The sequence below is a fragment of the Methanococcoides sp. LMO-2 genome, from assembly GCF_038432375.1.
GTDB classification, from domain to species: Archaea; Halobacteriota; Methanosarcinia; order Methanosarcinales; family Methanosarcinaceae; genus Methanococcoides; species Methanococcoides cohabitans.
In genome coordinates, this window is sequence record NZ_JBCAUS010000002.1 from 279,783 (window position 1) to 295,100 (window position 15,318).

The 15,318-nt window shown below is 40.2% G+C and carries 12 protein-coding genes; 4 read left to right on the forward strand and 8 right to left on the reverse strand.

What is annotated here, in order from left to right; all coding sequences use genetic code 11:
• Positions 1–197 precede the first annotated feature (197 nt).
• The gene (locus WOA13_RS01540; RefSeq protein WP_342126244.1) at positions 198–983 is read left to right on the forward strand and encodes a DUF1638 domain-containing protein; all 786 of its coding nucleotides are present in this window, start codon (positions 198–200) and stop codon (positions 981–983) included.
• Between the two features lie 57 nt (positions 984–1,040).
• Positions 1,041–1,238: a YwbE family protein gene (locus WOA13_RS01545; protein WP_342126245.1), complete on the forward strand. Its 198-nt coding sequence runs from the start codon at positions 1,041–1,043 to the stop codon at positions 1,236–1,238.
• A gap of 10 nt (positions 1,239–1,248) precedes the next feature.
• Here the strand turns inward: WOA13_RS01545 and WOA13_RS01550 are convergent, their stop codons facing one another.
• The gene (locus tag WOA13_RS01550) at positions 1,249–2,013 is read right to left on the reverse strand and encodes a GTPase (protein ID WP_342126246.1); all 765 of its coding nucleotides are present in this window, start codon (positions 2,011–2,013) and stop codon (positions 1,249–1,251) included.
• A gap of 100 nt (positions 2,014–2,113) precedes the next feature.
• Complete coding sequence (locus WOA13_RS01555) at positions 2,114–3,367, reverse strand: glycosyltransferase (protein WP_342126247.1); 1,254 nt, start codon at positions 3,365–3,367, stop codon at positions 2,114–2,116.
• A gap of 248 nt (positions 3,368–3,615) precedes the next feature.
• On the opposite strand from WOA13_RS01555, the gene WOA13_RS01560 reads away from it, so the two are divergent.
• Both WOA13_RS01560 and thrC read left to right on the forward strand, forming a co-directional pair.
• On the forward strand, positions 3,616–4,047 hold the full coding sequence (locus tag WOA13_RS01560; RefSeq protein ID WP_342126248.1) for a DUF61 family protein: 432 nt from the start codon (positions 3,616–3,618) through the stop codon (positions 4,045–4,047).
• Positions 4,048–4,234: 187 nt separating this feature from the next.
• Entirely contained in the window at positions 4,235–5,578 is a 1,344-nt protein-coding gene (thrC, locus tag WOA13_RS01565; protein ID WP_342126249.1) for a threonine synthase, read from the forward strand.
• A 63-nt stretch (positions 5,579–5,641) separates the two neighbouring features.
• Here thrC and WOA13_RS01570 read toward each other — a convergent pair whose 3' ends face one another.
• The 6 genes from WOA13_RS01570 to WOA13_RS01595 all read right to left on the reverse strand — a co-directional run bounded on the left by WOA13_RS01570 (position 5,642) and on the right by WOA13_RS01595 (position 15,306).
• Positions 5,642–7,768, reverse strand: a complete 2,127-nt coding sequence (locus WOA13_RS01570) for a hypothetical protein (protein ID WP_342126250.1) — start codon at positions 7,766–7,768, stop codon at positions 5,642–5,644.
• 12 nt (positions 7,769–7,780) lie between these two features.
• Positions 7,781–8,347 carry a hypothetical protein gene (locus WOA13_RS01575; protein ID WP_342126251.1) on the reverse strand — a complete coding sequence of 189 codons (567 nt, stop codon included), beginning with the start codon at positions 8,345–8,347 and terminating at the stop codon, positions 7,781–7,783.
• 83 nt (positions 8,348–8,430) lie between these two features.
• The gene (locus tag WOA13_RS01580; protein WP_342126252.1) at positions 8,431–9,918 is read right to left on the reverse strand and encodes a flippase; all 1,488 of its coding nucleotides are present in this window, start codon (positions 9,916–9,918) and stop codon (positions 8,431–8,433) included.
• A gap of 51 nt (positions 9,919–9,969) precedes the next feature.
• A complete protein-coding gene (locus tag WOA13_RS01585) occupies positions 9,970–11,460 on the reverse strand; it encodes a hypothetical protein (RefSeq protein ID WP_342126253.1) in 1,491 nt (496 codons plus the stop codon).
• 526 nt (positions 11,461–11,986) lie between these two features.
• Positions 11,987–14,062 (reverse strand): hypothetical protein, encoded by a 2,076-nt coding sequence (locus WOA13_RS01590; protein ID WP_342126254.1) that lies wholly within the window; start codon positions 14,060–14,062, stop codon positions 11,987–11,989.
• A 14-nt stretch (positions 14,063–14,076) separates the two neighbouring features.
• On the reverse strand, positions 14,077–15,306 hold the full coding sequence (locus WOA13_RS01595; protein WP_342126255.1) for a glycosyltransferase: 1,230 nt from the start codon (positions 15,304–15,306) through the stop codon (positions 14,077–14,079).
• Between the last annotated feature and the right edge of the window lie 12 nt (positions 15,307–15,318).

Sequence of the window (15,318 nt, forward strand, 5' to 3'; positions counted from 1 at the left end):
TTCTTCTTGATTAGTATCTTGTCATGGTAATTCAGAGTACATGCTTGCCTTTTAATTTGTAGCATGATCTCAATCTCTCTAAACAGGTGTCAGAACACCTTCAGGGATGATTTTATATAGCTATCAACTTCATTATTATTTGCATTAAAAAACGATCGCCTTTTCAAAAGATTAAAATCATAGCCGGAGGGTTAAACATGTCATCATTATACCTTGTATCCTGTCGTATGTTCGAAGATGAGCTTGTCAATATATTCGAGGGAGAGGACGAGAATACGCGTCTGCTATTGATTGACAATGAGAATATTGAGGGAATTGAAGAGAAGCTGAACGAAGTTTCCCTGGAATACGAAAAGATATCAATCGAAGATATAGCCTCAAAGCTAGATCCGACCGACAAATTCGTGGTTGTCCTGCATCTTCTGGAGTTTGCACTGGATGCAGATCCTGACCTTCTCAAGGAAAAGGTCTACCAGACCATCGATGAAAACGGGGAAAAGTTTGATGGTGTTCTGGTATTCTACGGTCTGTGTGGCAATGTCCTTGGGACCATCGAATCCGATTTTGCCCATATTGGTATCCCTGTGAGGATCCTTAAGGATTCCGACGGGAATATCGTGGATGATTGTATCTGTGCTGCATTCGGTAACAGGAGTGCGTATATTGAGGCCATGGCCGGTGAGGAAAGAGGTACAGGCACATACTTCCTGACACCCATGCAAGCGGCCAACTGGAAGGAGATGCTTGTCCTTGCAAAACTGACACCGGATCCTGATAATACTGAAATGACAAAGATGGTCTTTGATTACTCAGGCTACAAGAATGTCGGAAAGGTGGATACCGGTCTGTGCTACGAAAAAAAGTTTGACGAGATCGTTGATGATTTTGCAACCCAGTTCGACTTTGAGAAAAAGTTGTTCGAAGGTTCCACAAAGGTTGCAGACGAATGCTATCATTCCATCAAGAAAGAGATCATGGGATGAGATCCCATCCCTTTTTTAAAAGTACATCTTTATAGCTTCAGGAACTTTCATCACACCATGAGCGCAGGTAATACAAGAGCAAATATCAAGATCGGTGCAAAAGTAGGTATCGTCTTAAAGAAAGACCAGCGATCCGGCAATATCACTCACGGCGTTGTCAAAAGGATCCTGACCAAATCATCTTCCCATCCTCATGGAATAAAGGTCCAGCTGGAAGATGGGCAGGTCGGAAGGGTAAAAGAAATACTTTCATAAGGTCCGTATTTCAGATCAACAACTTACCCTGTTGCCAGTCATTGATGATCCTTACAGCAGCCCGGAACTCATCCACTTCACCTTTCTTCTTGAGGTAATTCAATTTAAGGCCGATGAGCTCAAGGATCTCGTAAACATCCTCATTCCCGATCTCTATCTTGTAGAACTCTTCAAGGGCAGGCTTGTTCTTCTCACAGGCGTTCTCGATGATCTTCATTGCCACTCCCTCAGGATCGCTCAGGTGTGTGGCATCCTTCACTCCAAGAAGTCCCTGCCTGTATTCGTCAAATTCATCAAAGGGAATAACACCGGGAGTATCAAGGAAAACAATACGTGAACCGGCCTTGACACGCTGCACTCCTCTGGTATGTCCGGAGATGGATGATGTACTGGCTTTCCCTTTTCCGGCCACTCCGTTGATCACAGAGGATTTGCCGGTGTTTGGATAACCAAGGCATCCGATGAGGATCTCACGTCCCTGTATGTCGGCAATTTCAAGGATCTTGTGCCTTAGCATGGTGGTTCCGTATCGTTCCTTGCTGGAAACGAAGACAGTAGGTGCTATCTTTGACAGGCGGGATTTGCTTTTCTCAAGGGTTTCCTTTGAGACGAGATCGCATTTGCTGAGCACTATTATCAGTGGTTTGCGTGAACGCTTCACATCGCGTTCGACCTCGCTGTTCCTTGTCTCGTCCGGGAAGCGGGCGTCCACTATCTCGAGAAGGACATCAGCTTTTTTAATTACATCCTGTACCATCAACTTGTAGCTTGGCATCATCTCTCCTTACAACAAAGGTCTATAAGGATTTGTTGAGAGGTTTGCTTATACTTTCCTGATCTACAGTAAAGATTTATCGTAGGGGTCCGGGTCTGGATCAGGATTCACAGACCAGCAAAAGTGAAGCATCCTCCAGTCTCATTTCAGAAAGTACCGAGCTCATTTCGTCCCTGTCGTCGATGTAGGTCATCAGTTCGCTCCATCTTTTTTGTAGGTCACACAGGTGGCCAAAGGGTTCAAAATCCGGGATTGCATCGTCAAGTGATAGTTCAATGTTCCTGAGGGCTTCTTCACTTCCCACGTTATCCCCGCTGGCCAGATATTCTTCAGACAACAGCTGGCAGGCATTTACTATCTTCTCCTCAAGATCGTCACCCAGGAAATTGCCGGGATAGTATCCCATATCCTCTGCAGACAGCATCAGCATTCCGTCGGTCTCTTTCTGGCTCATGAGCTTTGCCCGCTCATAGACAAACCTGTAAATGTCTTCCCTGACCCTTTTCCAGGTCGGATGGGATTTTGCCGGTGGAAGGTGCTTGATGGCAAGTTCGTTGTCCAGCATGAACGAATGGCCGAACATCCTGGCATTCATCAGGTAATCAATATCCTCTCCCCGCGGGACCATTGGATCGAACGGTACTTTCATGAAGAGGTCCCTGTGGACCAACATATTTCCACCGAATACGAATGGAGTCTCTTTAAGTCTCGGTGAAGTGCCGATCACCTGCTTGAAACCTTCGTTCATACAGGCATTCTTATCCCAGTATTGGGTCCATGGTTTGTCAGGAACGCTGACAAGATATTCTCCATCCGGTTGCAGGTAGTAGCCGGCAACTGCATCGATGAAGCTTCCTTCATGATGGTTCCCTATGAACTCCTTTGCTTTGGAAATGAACTCAGGATCTTCAAAGACCTCATCATCGTCTATCAGGACTGCAACATCCGAGTTCATGATATGTGGGATGAAAAGGCACATGTTCCTTATGTTGGAGTAACCTCCCAGTGAAAGCAGGTCACAGTAGTCCCCCATTCCCGCGATCTCCAGCTCATCGTGCAGCTTTGCCAGATGTGACGGACCAAACATGTGAACGTTGACCCCGTCGGGTGAAGAGTTCCTGATGATCTCTCCTACTTTTTGTTCCACCTGATCTGTGATCTCGTCATTATTCGGAGCGACCAGTATCACCAGTTCAAAATCGTTATCCTTTAGGATTGCCGTGCTTTTGATGGCTCTTCCAAGTGTCCCCTCGTGATCCAGTGGTGTTGCATGATCGTAGACCGCATCTCCTTCAAGCCATCCTACATTGCTTTCCCTTCCCCAGTAAGTGGGAATTACCATTGTTAATTTCAAATAGATCCATCTCCCCTATGTTCAGTTTGTGTGAACATTTCTCCAGTTTAGATAATTTATAGGTTGGCCTGATATAATTATCTTCGTTTTTCCCGGGTAGATTTTCATTAGCTGCTTGTGTTCTGTTAATTCTTTTTCTCCAATGAAAAGCATCAGTAATTAATCCGAAGAAGAACATATAGTTCAATGGTAATGGTGGCGGATCGCAATATTTGATGCACATTCCAACAACAATTCAGGTGATCGACATGTCAGGAAGATTGCCGGATTCGGACGACTCCGCTCTTATGAGCTGGATGAGGGTTGAGATCGGCAAGATCAATAAGGAGATAGTGGCTGAGAGAAAACCGCTATCACAACTACTTAAAGAGGAGATCCCATCCTCAAAAACAAAAGGTGGCGATGAACACCTGTTTGACAAAAAGGTCCTGGGTATCCTTGAGGAGCAACTCCCGGCAGAGCTGCATGGTAAACTTCGTCTTCCCATCCTTTTCTTCCTGGACAATCGCGTGGCGGACAGCAGTTTTATCAATGATGAAAATGCTGCCAGGGCCCTGCAGCTGCTGGGTGAGCTCAGCAAGTCCCGCAGTTTTACTAAGGGAAGGCTCTGGGTCGGGAAAAGCATTGCTTATTCCATCATGAGGAAATATCCTACCGTGGTACAGATCGTGATGGGCTGATCTCATTGGTTCAGAAATCAATAGCCTTAAGGAAAGAAAAGTCCATAAATATACCTGCATGTAATTATGCTTATATAGGATACATCGAATTAACGTTCAGAAACTAAACTTATCAGTATCATTTATTCTTAGATCACTCGATAACGAATCAACACAACCAGCGGATCAAAACAAGAGTCCTGATAATATGAAACTCTACAGCACTAATCTCCAGGCAGAAGAAGTTAATTTTGAAACTGCACTTATCACCGGCCTTGCACCCGACAAAGGCCTTTTCATGCCAAAGACCCTTCCACACTTCTCAGAGGAAGAACTTACAGCCTTAAAGGATGAGCCATATCCGGAAATTGCTTTCCAGTTACTTAAGAAGATACTCGAAGGCGAGATCGATGAGGAATCCCTGAAGGCAATAACCTATGATGCCTACGACTACGAGGTACCACTGGAAGAGGTCAACGAGAACACTTACATCATGAGGCTCGACCGCGGCCCAACTGCTTCTTTCAAGGACTTTGCAGCCCGTATGATGGCAAGGCTCATGCAGTTCTACCTCAAGAAGGAGGACAAGGAGCTGACCATCCTTACAGCGACCTCCGGAGATACAGGAAGCGCAGTAGCTCATGCATTCTATGGTCTTGACAACATCAGGGTAATCGTGCTGTTCCCTGAAACAGAGGTCTCAGACCGCCAGAGGAAGCAGATGACAACCCTTGACCATAACATCTCTGCACTGGCAATAGACGGAAAGTTCGATGACTGCCAGGCAATGGTCAAGCAGGCCTTCGCAGATGCTGATCTCAAACACCTGAACCTCTCATCAGCAAATTCCATTAACATAGGACGCCTGATCCCGCAGACACTTTACTACTTCTACTCCTACCTCAAACTCAGGGATTTCCCTGAAGAGATAGTCTTCTCAATTCCATCAGGTAACTTCGGTAACATGATGGGCTGCGTGCTGGCAAAGAACATGGGAGTCCCTATTAAGAAGATAGTCGCTTCAGTCAATGAGAACGACGAGGTTCCGACCTTCCTTACCAGCGGCGAATACGAAAAGATAGTTCCTTCAAAGAACTGCATCTCCAACGCAATGAACGTCGGCCACCCAAGCAACCTTGCAAGGCTCATCGCTATTTACGGTGGTGTAATGGATGAGCAGGGTAACATCAGCAAGCTTCCGGACATGGATAAACTGAATGGCGATATCTTTTCAACTTCTGTAACTGATGCTGAGACCAAGGCCCTCGTTAAGGAGTTCTACGAGAAGAACAACATCTTCATCGAGCCTCACGGTGCCGTTGGTATCAAGGGCCTGATGGATTACAGGGCAATCACTGATGACAACACACTTGCAGTGACACTGGAGACTGCACATCCGGCCAAGTTCCCTGCAGAAGTTGTGGATGCCATTGGAGTTGAGCCGGAGCTTCCCCAGAGCCTTAGGGAAATTGAAGGTAAGGAGGAGTATATGGAGTACCTGGATACGGATTATGAGAAGTTCAAGAGTTATTTGAAGGAAAGGCTTGAGTGAGGTCTTTTCTTTATATCTTTTTATTTAACTTTAGTCAAACTTATTTTGTTCTATTTATTCAAATTAAATCTTTAGAATCCCTTTTCTATAATTCCACAATAGGATTATTGCTGCTGCAAAGAGACTGATAATTGCTCCGATAATATGGGAAAGCAAGGGTTTATAGTAAATATCATTCCCATCTGCAGAATCTTTTGAGATTTCAAATATCGATGTTAATCCCGCTGAATTCAGAATCTGGCCATTGTCAATTACCCATTCTTTTTGATCATGATCTGGTGAAGTGAAGAGTACATATTTTGCAGAGTCATATAAACGATACTTAAACGGAGAGACTGCAGTATAGTTGAGCTCTTTTCGAGATGCATTAATATAAGAAATCTCAACGTTTTCTTTACTATCGGATTGTACCAGATATCCATGATCATTGATATCGACTGTTTTGCTCAACTCTACCAATTCAGCCCAATTACTTATTTCAATTAAGGAATTGACTTCTCGGATCCTGGAAGTATCATGTAAGTTCTTGAAGACAACAAGTTCTTTATTTTCCATAACTAAATCCAGATCGCTTTGATCATACAGGAAATTATAATTTTGATAATCAACATCCTTTGCAAGAACTATATATTTGATATTCAATGGTGCAACAAGCTCTCCAAAGTTATCGATCTCGCTTTTGTGTTCCAGTAAATATTCCATATAATGCTGGGCAGGTTTCGAACTTTGTGTCTGGATAGATCCAACTTCGGCATTTTCCCCGATCATCGTTGGCTTATCAAAGAAAAGGTTTGCAGGATTTGCAATTCTCCTGTCGCTCCAGTCGAAGGTCATATACAGATGCCAGGGGAAGAAAAGTACATCAAAGTCTTCCATATCATTGTTCAGGAAAGCATTCACCTCATACCATTCTTCCGGATAGTCCTTTGGTTCGATCTGGCCATTAAAGCCATTGAATATCGTGAAGGAATAAGCAAGAGGGAGCGCGATAATGAGAACAGCTAAAACTACTGAACCGACCTTTTTTTTGTTTTCCGGTATAAGGCTCATCCTGTCGTTGAGTTTGAAGCTTTTGAAGATCTCTTCAACGCCCAGACTGCCAAGGAACGCATACGCTAAGACAAGTGCACCCACGAATTTCTGAGAGTCCCTCATTCCTTTGAATATGAAGAAATGCTCGAACAGGTACTCAAAGATCGGTGCAGAATATTGCCAGGTGATACCGCCTGCCAGTATTAACGAGATGATGGCAGACAGGACCAGCCCTTTATGAAGTGGCTTCTTTGTATCTGAAAAGAACCCATGAACTGCGAAGTACAGGATCCCGGTAAAAAGCAGCACAAATATCCATCTGGATGCAAAATAGAACGGATAGTCATATCCTCCACGCCAGAAACCATACATCATGAAAAGCGAGAGCACGATATTGCCTGAAATTGTGGTGCCGGCAGTGAAAGCGGATAGGTCCGGTGCTGATATCTGGCTCAGGACACTTGATCCCTGTGAGACAGTCCAGAATACTGGCAATATCCAGAACATGTTGACTGCCAGATAGGCCATGCCCAGATGAATGTTACTTTTAATGATATCTTTTCGTTCTTCTCTTTCACCAACTATTGCAAAAATAAATATGCACAGCTGAATAAGCAAAACGATAAGAAGAACATGCATATCGAATATGCTTACAACGGTGTTCCACAACAGCGGTCTTTTCCATTTGGTCCTGTCATCCAGGAAGTCTGAGAAGCTCCTTATCGCAAGAGGAACGAAAGCATATGCTAGTAGTATGTAAAGATGCCCTGCCAAAAATCTGACATAAATGAATGGGTTAATTGCATACAGTGTTCCGCTGAAGTATTTACCATAAACGGACTTTGAAGGGGCAGCTATGTGGGCAGATATGCCTGCTACAATAAAAACTGAGAAGAGTATGAGCTTTTGAGTAACCCATGAAGGTAAGATCAGTTCCACAAATTGAAGAATTGCAAGGAAGGGTGCCTGTCCTCCAATGCCGTTGCTCAGTATGTGATCGGCAAGATAATTCCTATGAGGAGCCCAGATAGTATCTAATGTCAGGATATAACCCGGTCGTAAAAGTGGAAGGAAGATCGCGAGTGCCAGGATAGTATAATAGATAAAGGCATTTCTGTCAATTGAATACCTTCCTATACTTTTTTTTGATCCACTCATAAGGCACCTGATTTAATTTTCATTTGAATTCCTGAGAAGTATGCTCAACAGCAGATAAAGTGAAAAGAATCCAATTACTATTAAAACAGTCTTTTCCATATATTCCCAGACGATCCACCAGCCGAACATCGAGCCATATGCAAACATTATAACAGCCAATACTCCCAGATAGATCGATACTTCTTTTGATATGTTCTTCAAAAGCAACAAATTAGATCTTTTAATCACTTTTTCCATGTAGGGTATGGACATCTGCGTATGTTCTATGGATGGTTTAAGTTCACTGATCTTTGTAAATAAGTGTGTATTTCCTGTGGACCTATGGATCCACAAGGAAAATTCATGAACTCTTCCTGACACCCATTCCGTTGCAGATCTGATCTTTTCCACAGTGTTATCAGGGAGGGATATTTCCAGGAACCGTATAGCGACGCCAATAACGAGTAAATAATATGCATAGATAGCAAGGTTCTCAGCACGGGATTCATCACCCATTGCAAGTGTTACTGCTGTGGCTACAAGCAAAACCAATGCGAGAAAAATCGGATAATTCGATGGTGGCCAGTTACTTGTTTCCATTTTGATCTTAACCTTTGGGAAATTCTTTGTATCTATTCATCTTAATAACTTTAGTAGATAGGCCATGTTATAAATGCGTATCATCAGACCCGGTTTAGTTTTCTGATCACCCTGGATGTCATTTCTGCGAATGGGGTTATGATCCTGTGATCCGGCATACCAGAAAGGAATATCGATGTATCTTCTTCTGTCAAAAGTCCGAAGCTTGCCAATATCATGAGATATACGATGCCACTTAAGGCCAGACTTCCCACCAGTTGAAAAAGACCCGTATGTGGGAGATTGTAGAGTACCAGGAGCAGTATACTAATGCTTACCAGTGTTTTTACTATTGTAAAGTGCTCGATTTTGAGCTTATACGTGTGCACATAAAGACCTGCAAGGACGATGCATCCGATCGAACATGCAATAGCTGTTGAACCTGCTGCGCCAACGATCCCGTGTGAAGGTACTAAAGCGATCAGTAGTATGATCTCGATCACCACGGCCAGTGGCAGGACAAATGCCGGGATCCTTGGCACATTGCGTGCCTGGAATATGTTGGTAAGGACCATTGTCATTACCAGGAATCCCATCCCAATGGAAACTATGGAAAGTGCCGGTGCACTTGCAATATATTCGGCCGGGAACATCACTCCAATAAATGCTTCCGGGATCGCTGCGATAACAAGTGCAAGCGGGAGGATGAACAATGCACCGTATTTTATACTCTTTGATGCATACCTGTCATCTTCCTGATGCTTTGAGATATAGGGAAACAGCACGCTCATCAATGCACCTACTATGAATATAGGCAACTGTGCAAGGATCAATGCTGCCCTGTAGTATCCCGAAAGTGCATCTGATAACGCTACTTCCGTGAGGAACTTCACGCCTATGATATCGATGTTCATGAGCAGCGTGGTACCAAGTGTGCCAAAGAACATTGGCAGGGCAAAGAAGTAAACGTTGGAGTCCGCCCATCCTTTTGTTTTCCAGAAGGTAAAGTCCCTGGTCAGCAGGACCGCAAGGGTAAGCCCAATGAGCATTGATATTGGAAAGCTGAGGACCGCTCCAAGTGCACCAAATCCCATTTTTACCAGCACAACTCCGGATATGAGTTTTGCAAAAATTGTTATGATCCCTATGAATGCAAAGGAACTGAAGCGGAAAGTTCCCTGAAGTATGCTCAGGTAAATGACCGACATGGCAGTGAATATTGTAGCAAGCAGTATGGATATGACCAGCAGGTTGTAATTTGCTCCAAGATTGATAATATCAGTCGTATATCCAACATAGAATACAACAGATAATAGCAAAGCAATTCCCAAATTTGCAATTAGAGCGCTCTTAAACACACGGTATTTTGTAGAAACATCATGTTCCCCGGAGATGAACTTGGTGCTCGTAAGCGGAAAAGCGGATGTCACAAACAGCGAAAGAATGAGCAGGAATGATGCTGATACACCTAACATACCAAATTGTGCCGGTGTTAGCATCCATCCCATCACAACATTGAATCCGTAGTTAAGGAATGCACCGATGAAGAATGCTGCAAACATCACAAAGCTGTTCTTTGAAGGATTGGTCATTTATTACCTCAAATAATCCATAATTATTCTATATAAAGGGCAGAATCTCTTTCATCTGCCCTTATACATATTCAGTGCCGAGTAATATGCCACCAGGGTTCCGACAACAACGAAGAAACTCCATTCCGGTACTTGCAGCACAATATATGCTGCACTGGAGAACACGATAAGCATCCCTGCAAAGTCGTGAAGATGTGAATCCATCATTAACATCTTACCCACTGATGAATCACTCCTGCTGACAATATTCGCACCGATACCGGCACCAGTCAGAACTATTCCCAGGGTCACCATGTCAGATCCACCTCTGATAAATGCAACCACAAGTAATGCAATTCCACAGACAATTGCCAGCAGATCGATCGGAAGTGACTTCGTCACCTTTTGCATGTGGTTTCGCACAGACACCGCAGCGACCATGCCGATCAGAAGCATCATGAGCTTTGGATAAAGTTCACCGGTAAGAATAGTGGGTGGTAATCCATCCCCTGTAGGTGTGTAATCAAAATCCTCTCCCACGATCTCGAACAGGTCACTGTCCTGCATCCCGCCAATATCCACACTAACAACATACTGCCCGTCCCCACGGTAGAACTCATTGTACCCCAGATCGACGTTGAATGTAGATCCAGTGACTGTCACATCCTTTGAATAGATCTCTTTCTTACCATAATCAACAACGCTGTAGACCTTGACAATAGCTGTAGTGTCCCAGTCCACAAATTGAGCAGGGAACGGCGTACCTATGGTGACAGTACCACGTATTCCATTATCTTCCTGCAGGTCAGTAGAGATCGTAGTAACAGCCGGATTAAGTGCCCTTACCTGATAATCCACAGATCTTCCGATGGATGTATATTCCGGATCAATGGATATCGTGAGTGTATGACTGCCCGGATTATCGGGTGCTTTCAACATTACATTGAACTGTTCAGATCCCTTGGCATCAAGAACAAGTTCAGGATTTATGGTTTCCTTATCCCCGTCTGTACTTATCACAATTTCAGGAGTGCCCTTATAACCGATTCCCCCATTGTTCTTGACGGAGAACCCGACATCCATATTTTCTTCCTGATAATAGATCGGATCGATCGAGATCTCATCCACACCAATGTTAAGGTCGTCAGTGCTTGCCGAGATTATCTCTTCCAGCCAGACACCGCTGTTATCCTCTGCATCGAATACCTCGTTTATCTTGAAGTTCACAGCTTCATCCCCATTCTCGAAGTAAAGGGATACTGTCTCACCTTCTGATCCTACCGATGTGTCAATGGTTTTGCCGAATTTGCTTAAACTGAAAAATGCTTTTCCGTTCGCGGTATCTTCAAGTTGGAGTGTGTATATGGATCCGATGCGGGTGGATGGTTTGGTTGAGGTGAGGTTGAGTTCGTTGAGGTAGCCGGAGGCATTTTCCATGGTGATGGGGCGGAGGTAGAAGTTGTCGAAGTAGCCGGTTCCACCATATACATCAAATCCAATTTTTCCGGATGGATTTTCATTCTTAAATTCAGTTGTTAGAGCAAGTGTGTCATCAAAATACATGTATACATACTTATTGAGTCGTACTAATTTTAGATGATGAACTGTTTCAAAATCAAATTCAATTGAGCGATTTGTTGAAGTATTGATATGAGATTGAGTATTTATGTAGTTGTTCCCATCCTGCTCTAATGAAACTTTATCTGTATAATCCTCTCCACGATTATCATCCGTTAGACAAATCCTTGCATAATTATCCAAATCTTCATAATAAAAAAAGACTTCAATTTGTGCATAATCATCTCTTTTTTCTGCAACTATATCTACTTCGTTGATGTACATTTCCCCTTCCCATTTTTCAAAGATTAAGCCGGGGCGACCTCCTGAGCAGGATACAGTGTCATTTACGATATGCCAAATATTTGGTTTCAGTTCTCTCCAACTTGAGTGATCAAGAATAGTAAAATCGTCTGTAAATTCCATTTGTGCGTGAGCAAATCCAATATTTTGCAATAAAATAAATGCTATCAACAACAGACTAATTTTTTTAGAAATCATAAATTCACAGCCATATTCATTTAATAATATCTCATTTGAGCCGTTTCCTATTCCACAATAGATAGCTTATGCACACAATTAATGTAAATATTGAAGTTATTGATCCAATGTAGACAAGAGACTGGGATTTGTATTCTACTATTAAGTCATAATTACCAGTTTCTGATATTTCAAAACCATTTATTGTTGAAAATACTGGATATGATTCAATGCTATTTCCATTCATAATTGCTATCCAGTTATTGTCATATGCCTCAGAAAATACTAATGTAAAGGATTCATTAGTTTTTACTTTTACAATATATTTGGTAGGATTAATCATTTCATATTCAATGTTTGTTTTTTCCATTTCATCGAAATTTTTAACACTGGACCAATTTTCTAATGTCGTTTTATTACAATGATATATGCCATAAAAATGGTCCATATAGTTGTCATTTTCATAAACGGTTATGTTTTCTGAGAACTTAGTTTTTTTCAACCAACTAAAATTATCCATATTTTCAGTAAAATCACTTTTTGGTGAATAATATTTATAAATCTCGTTTTCGGAGTCAAATGGTACCACTACATATTTTATGGATAATATATCTAACAAATTATAGAATGTTCGGTTGTCAGGTAAGCTCGTCCATGTTGGATTTGGTGGCATAAATTTACTAAGTTGACCTCCTCCAAAAAAGACCTCAATTCCATTAATCATCGGATGATTATTTGAGTAATATCCAAATCTTTGTTTGGTAGGATACCAGATTGTCCTGAAATAGTCGTCTTGATTGTGAAAATAATCTTTTAGATTAATGTATTCAGGGGGGAAAGTTGTTGTGTCAAATGTTTGTCCTAATTCATTTGTAAATGCAGGCTTAGCTTGGATTATTAGTAATATAAATATTATTATGATGAAAGCATGTTTAAGTGCTGGTTTTTTATTATTTATATAATCTATTTTTTTGTATAATTCATTTATTGTATAGCCAGCTAAAACGGAATATGATAATGCAATGAGGAGATAAAATTTAGATGCTTCTCTAAACATGTTGAATCCCGGCAAGTTGTGAAACAACCATGTATAAATTTCACCATAAGGAGCATTCTCTTGTTTCACAAGAAAAATTCCAATTATTCCGATGAGCGCAAAGAATACAATTATATTCTCATTTTCTTTATTTTTGATTAGCAAAGAAGAAAAGGCTATTAAAGGTATAACAAAAAAATATAGTGGGATTGGTTGTACTACAAAAGGAATCTGTGATTTCCCTGTCCAAAATGGGTGGTGTAGAGTGAATGAGTCGAGTATACTCATCCAACTTATCCAAGGATTAGAGGGCAAAATATATTCTAAATTTGAAGAAGCTCCAAATATGTAGGGAAGAATCCAATAGCTATGAATTAATAAAGTTATAATAAAAGGAATAAAGCTTAAAGCTATTTTATTGATTGTAAGTTTCCAAAAAAACAAATCTGTTAAAATATATGTGAAAAGCACTAATGAAATGATATATCCAATTCGGGGTTCATAGATAAACGATACAGATAATAATATGCCTGTAATTATTGCATATTTTATAGATCCATTTTTTAGTGAATCAATAAAAAATGCTATAATTAATGGGGCTAATGCATATGACATTGCAACTGTTAAATGCCCAGTTTGTATTATTAAGAAATAAGTATTTAGGGAATATATCATTGCTGCAAAAAAACTTATTAAATGGTTATTGAATAGTTTATGTGATAGATAATACATCCCTACAACTGAAACAATTGCTACTGGCCAGAAAAAAAGGATTCTTTCCGAGATATTTAATGGAATACCCAAAATGGCAAAAAATCCATATAATACATTAAATCCATAAAAAGACATGCCTGTAATTGGAAACCGACCTATATTTTGTTGTGTATCCCAAGCATATGGTAAGGAAAACCATTCTTTCATGGATTCTGTATGATGATACCACCAATCTCCTGAGGTAATGGGTTCCAATGAAAAAAACCATCTCTGATGACTTAATAATATAATAGATATAAAAAATAAAATATATAATAGCTGTGCATGTTTAGTCTTATTTTTATTATAATAAGCTATTATTTTTTTAAATTTTATCAATTAATTACCACCAATTATAAGATTAGATTTTGATACATTTCATAGTACTCATTAGCTATTATCTTCCAGTCGTATTTTTCTTCAACAATTTGCCTTGCATTTAAACCCATTTCATTTCTAAGTTGTGGATTATCAATTAGCTCGATCAGATATTTTTTTAGTTCTTCTACATCATGATTAATTAAGAAGCCTGTTGTACCATGGGCTAGTATACCTTTAAATCCACTTACTTTTGAAACAATAGATGGTAATCCTGCGTCCATGGCCTCAATTAATACTTGACCAAAACTTTCTGAATAAGACATTGAGATGAAAATATCAGCATTTTGATAGTATTTGGATATAATTTCATGTTTAACATATCCTTCAAAATATATATTGTTTAATTTTAAATTATATACCAGTTCTTCTAAGTATTTTTTTTCTGGACCATCTCCAATAATTTTTAAAATAATTCTATCTTGATATTTATTTGGGAGTCCAGAAATTGCATTAATAATTAAGTCTACTCCTTTTCTTTTTATCAAATGTGATGCAGTAATAATTTCTATGCATTTATCCCCATCAATCGGTTTAAAATCTTTTTCCTTATATACAGATACATCAATTCCAGGCGGAACAACTATTATTTTATTTTCATCTACAATATTTGAATAATATTTTTTGGAATCTTCGTTGATTGCTACAATAACATCTGCTTTATTTAGAGTTCTTTTTGATAGCTCAAACAATAATGGCCTAAATAGCTTTGCTGATAATATATCAGCACTCATCAATAATCTTTTTTTTAAACCTATTTCGAAACCTTCGTTAACAAATAAAAACTCTTGTTTAGATTCGTATGTAAGGGGTGTTTGTACAGGCCCAATTACAAATTTTTTATTTTTAAATAAGCCTAAAATAGCTGCCAAATTAAAAGTCGCCCCATATGCAAAAGGCAAAACATGATGAATTATGTCTATATCTTGCTTTTTTAAAATATTTTTTGTAGCAAAAAAAACTTTGAATACGAACACTAGTCTTCCAATGTTATTCAAATTTATCTTTTTAAATTTTGAAATCTCAATAATATCAGAATCATTTATAGGCTTCAAGTTACTGTAAGCACATATAGCAGATACTGATATATTTTCAAACGATGAACAATTTTTGAAAATCCCCGAAGCCCATCCATATTCGCTACCAATTTTACCACTATCTAGTATATAGTGGACTGGCGAATATAGAATTTTGATTTTATCCATTTAAATTGTCTC

Coding starts and splice junctions, on each gene's coding strand:
- WOA13_RS01540 (WP_342126244.1), top strand. CDS start 198: ATGTCATCATTATACCTTGTATCCTGTCGTATGTTCGAAGATGAGCTT.
- WOA13_RS01545 (WP_342126245.1), top strand. CDS start 1,041: ATGAGCGCAGGTAATACAAGAGCAAATATCAAGATCGGTGCAAAAGTA.
- WOA13_RS01550 (WP_342126246.1), bottom strand. CDS start 2,013: ATGCCAAGCTACAAGTTGATGGTACAGGATGTAATTAAAAAAGCTGAT.
- WOA13_RS01560 (WP_342126248.1), top strand. CDS start 3,616: ATGTCAGGAAGATTGCCGGATTCGGACGACTCCGCTCTTATGAGCTGG.
- thrC (WP_342126249.1), top strand. CDS start 4,235: ATGAAACTCTACAGCACTAATCTCCAGGCAGAAGAAGTTAATTTTGAA.
- WOA13_RS01570 (WP_342126250.1), bottom strand. CDS start 7,768: ATGAGTGGATCAAAAAAAAGTATAGGAAGGTATTCAATTGACAGAAAT.
- WOA13_RS01575 (WP_342126251.1), bottom strand. CDS start 8,347: ATGGAAACAAGTAACTGGCCACCATCGAATTATCCGATTTTTCTCGCA.
- WOA13_RS01580 (WP_342126252.1), bottom strand. CDS start 9,918: ATGACCAATCCTTCAAAGAACAGCTTTGTGATGTTTGCAGCATTCTTC.
- WOA13_RS01585 (WP_342126253.1), bottom strand. CDS start 11,460: ATGTATTTTGATGACACACTTGCTCTAACAACTGAATTTAAGAATGAA.
- WOA13_RS01595 (WP_342126255.1), bottom strand. CDS start 15,306: ATGGATAAAATCAAAATTCTATATTCGCCAGTCCACTATATACTAGAT.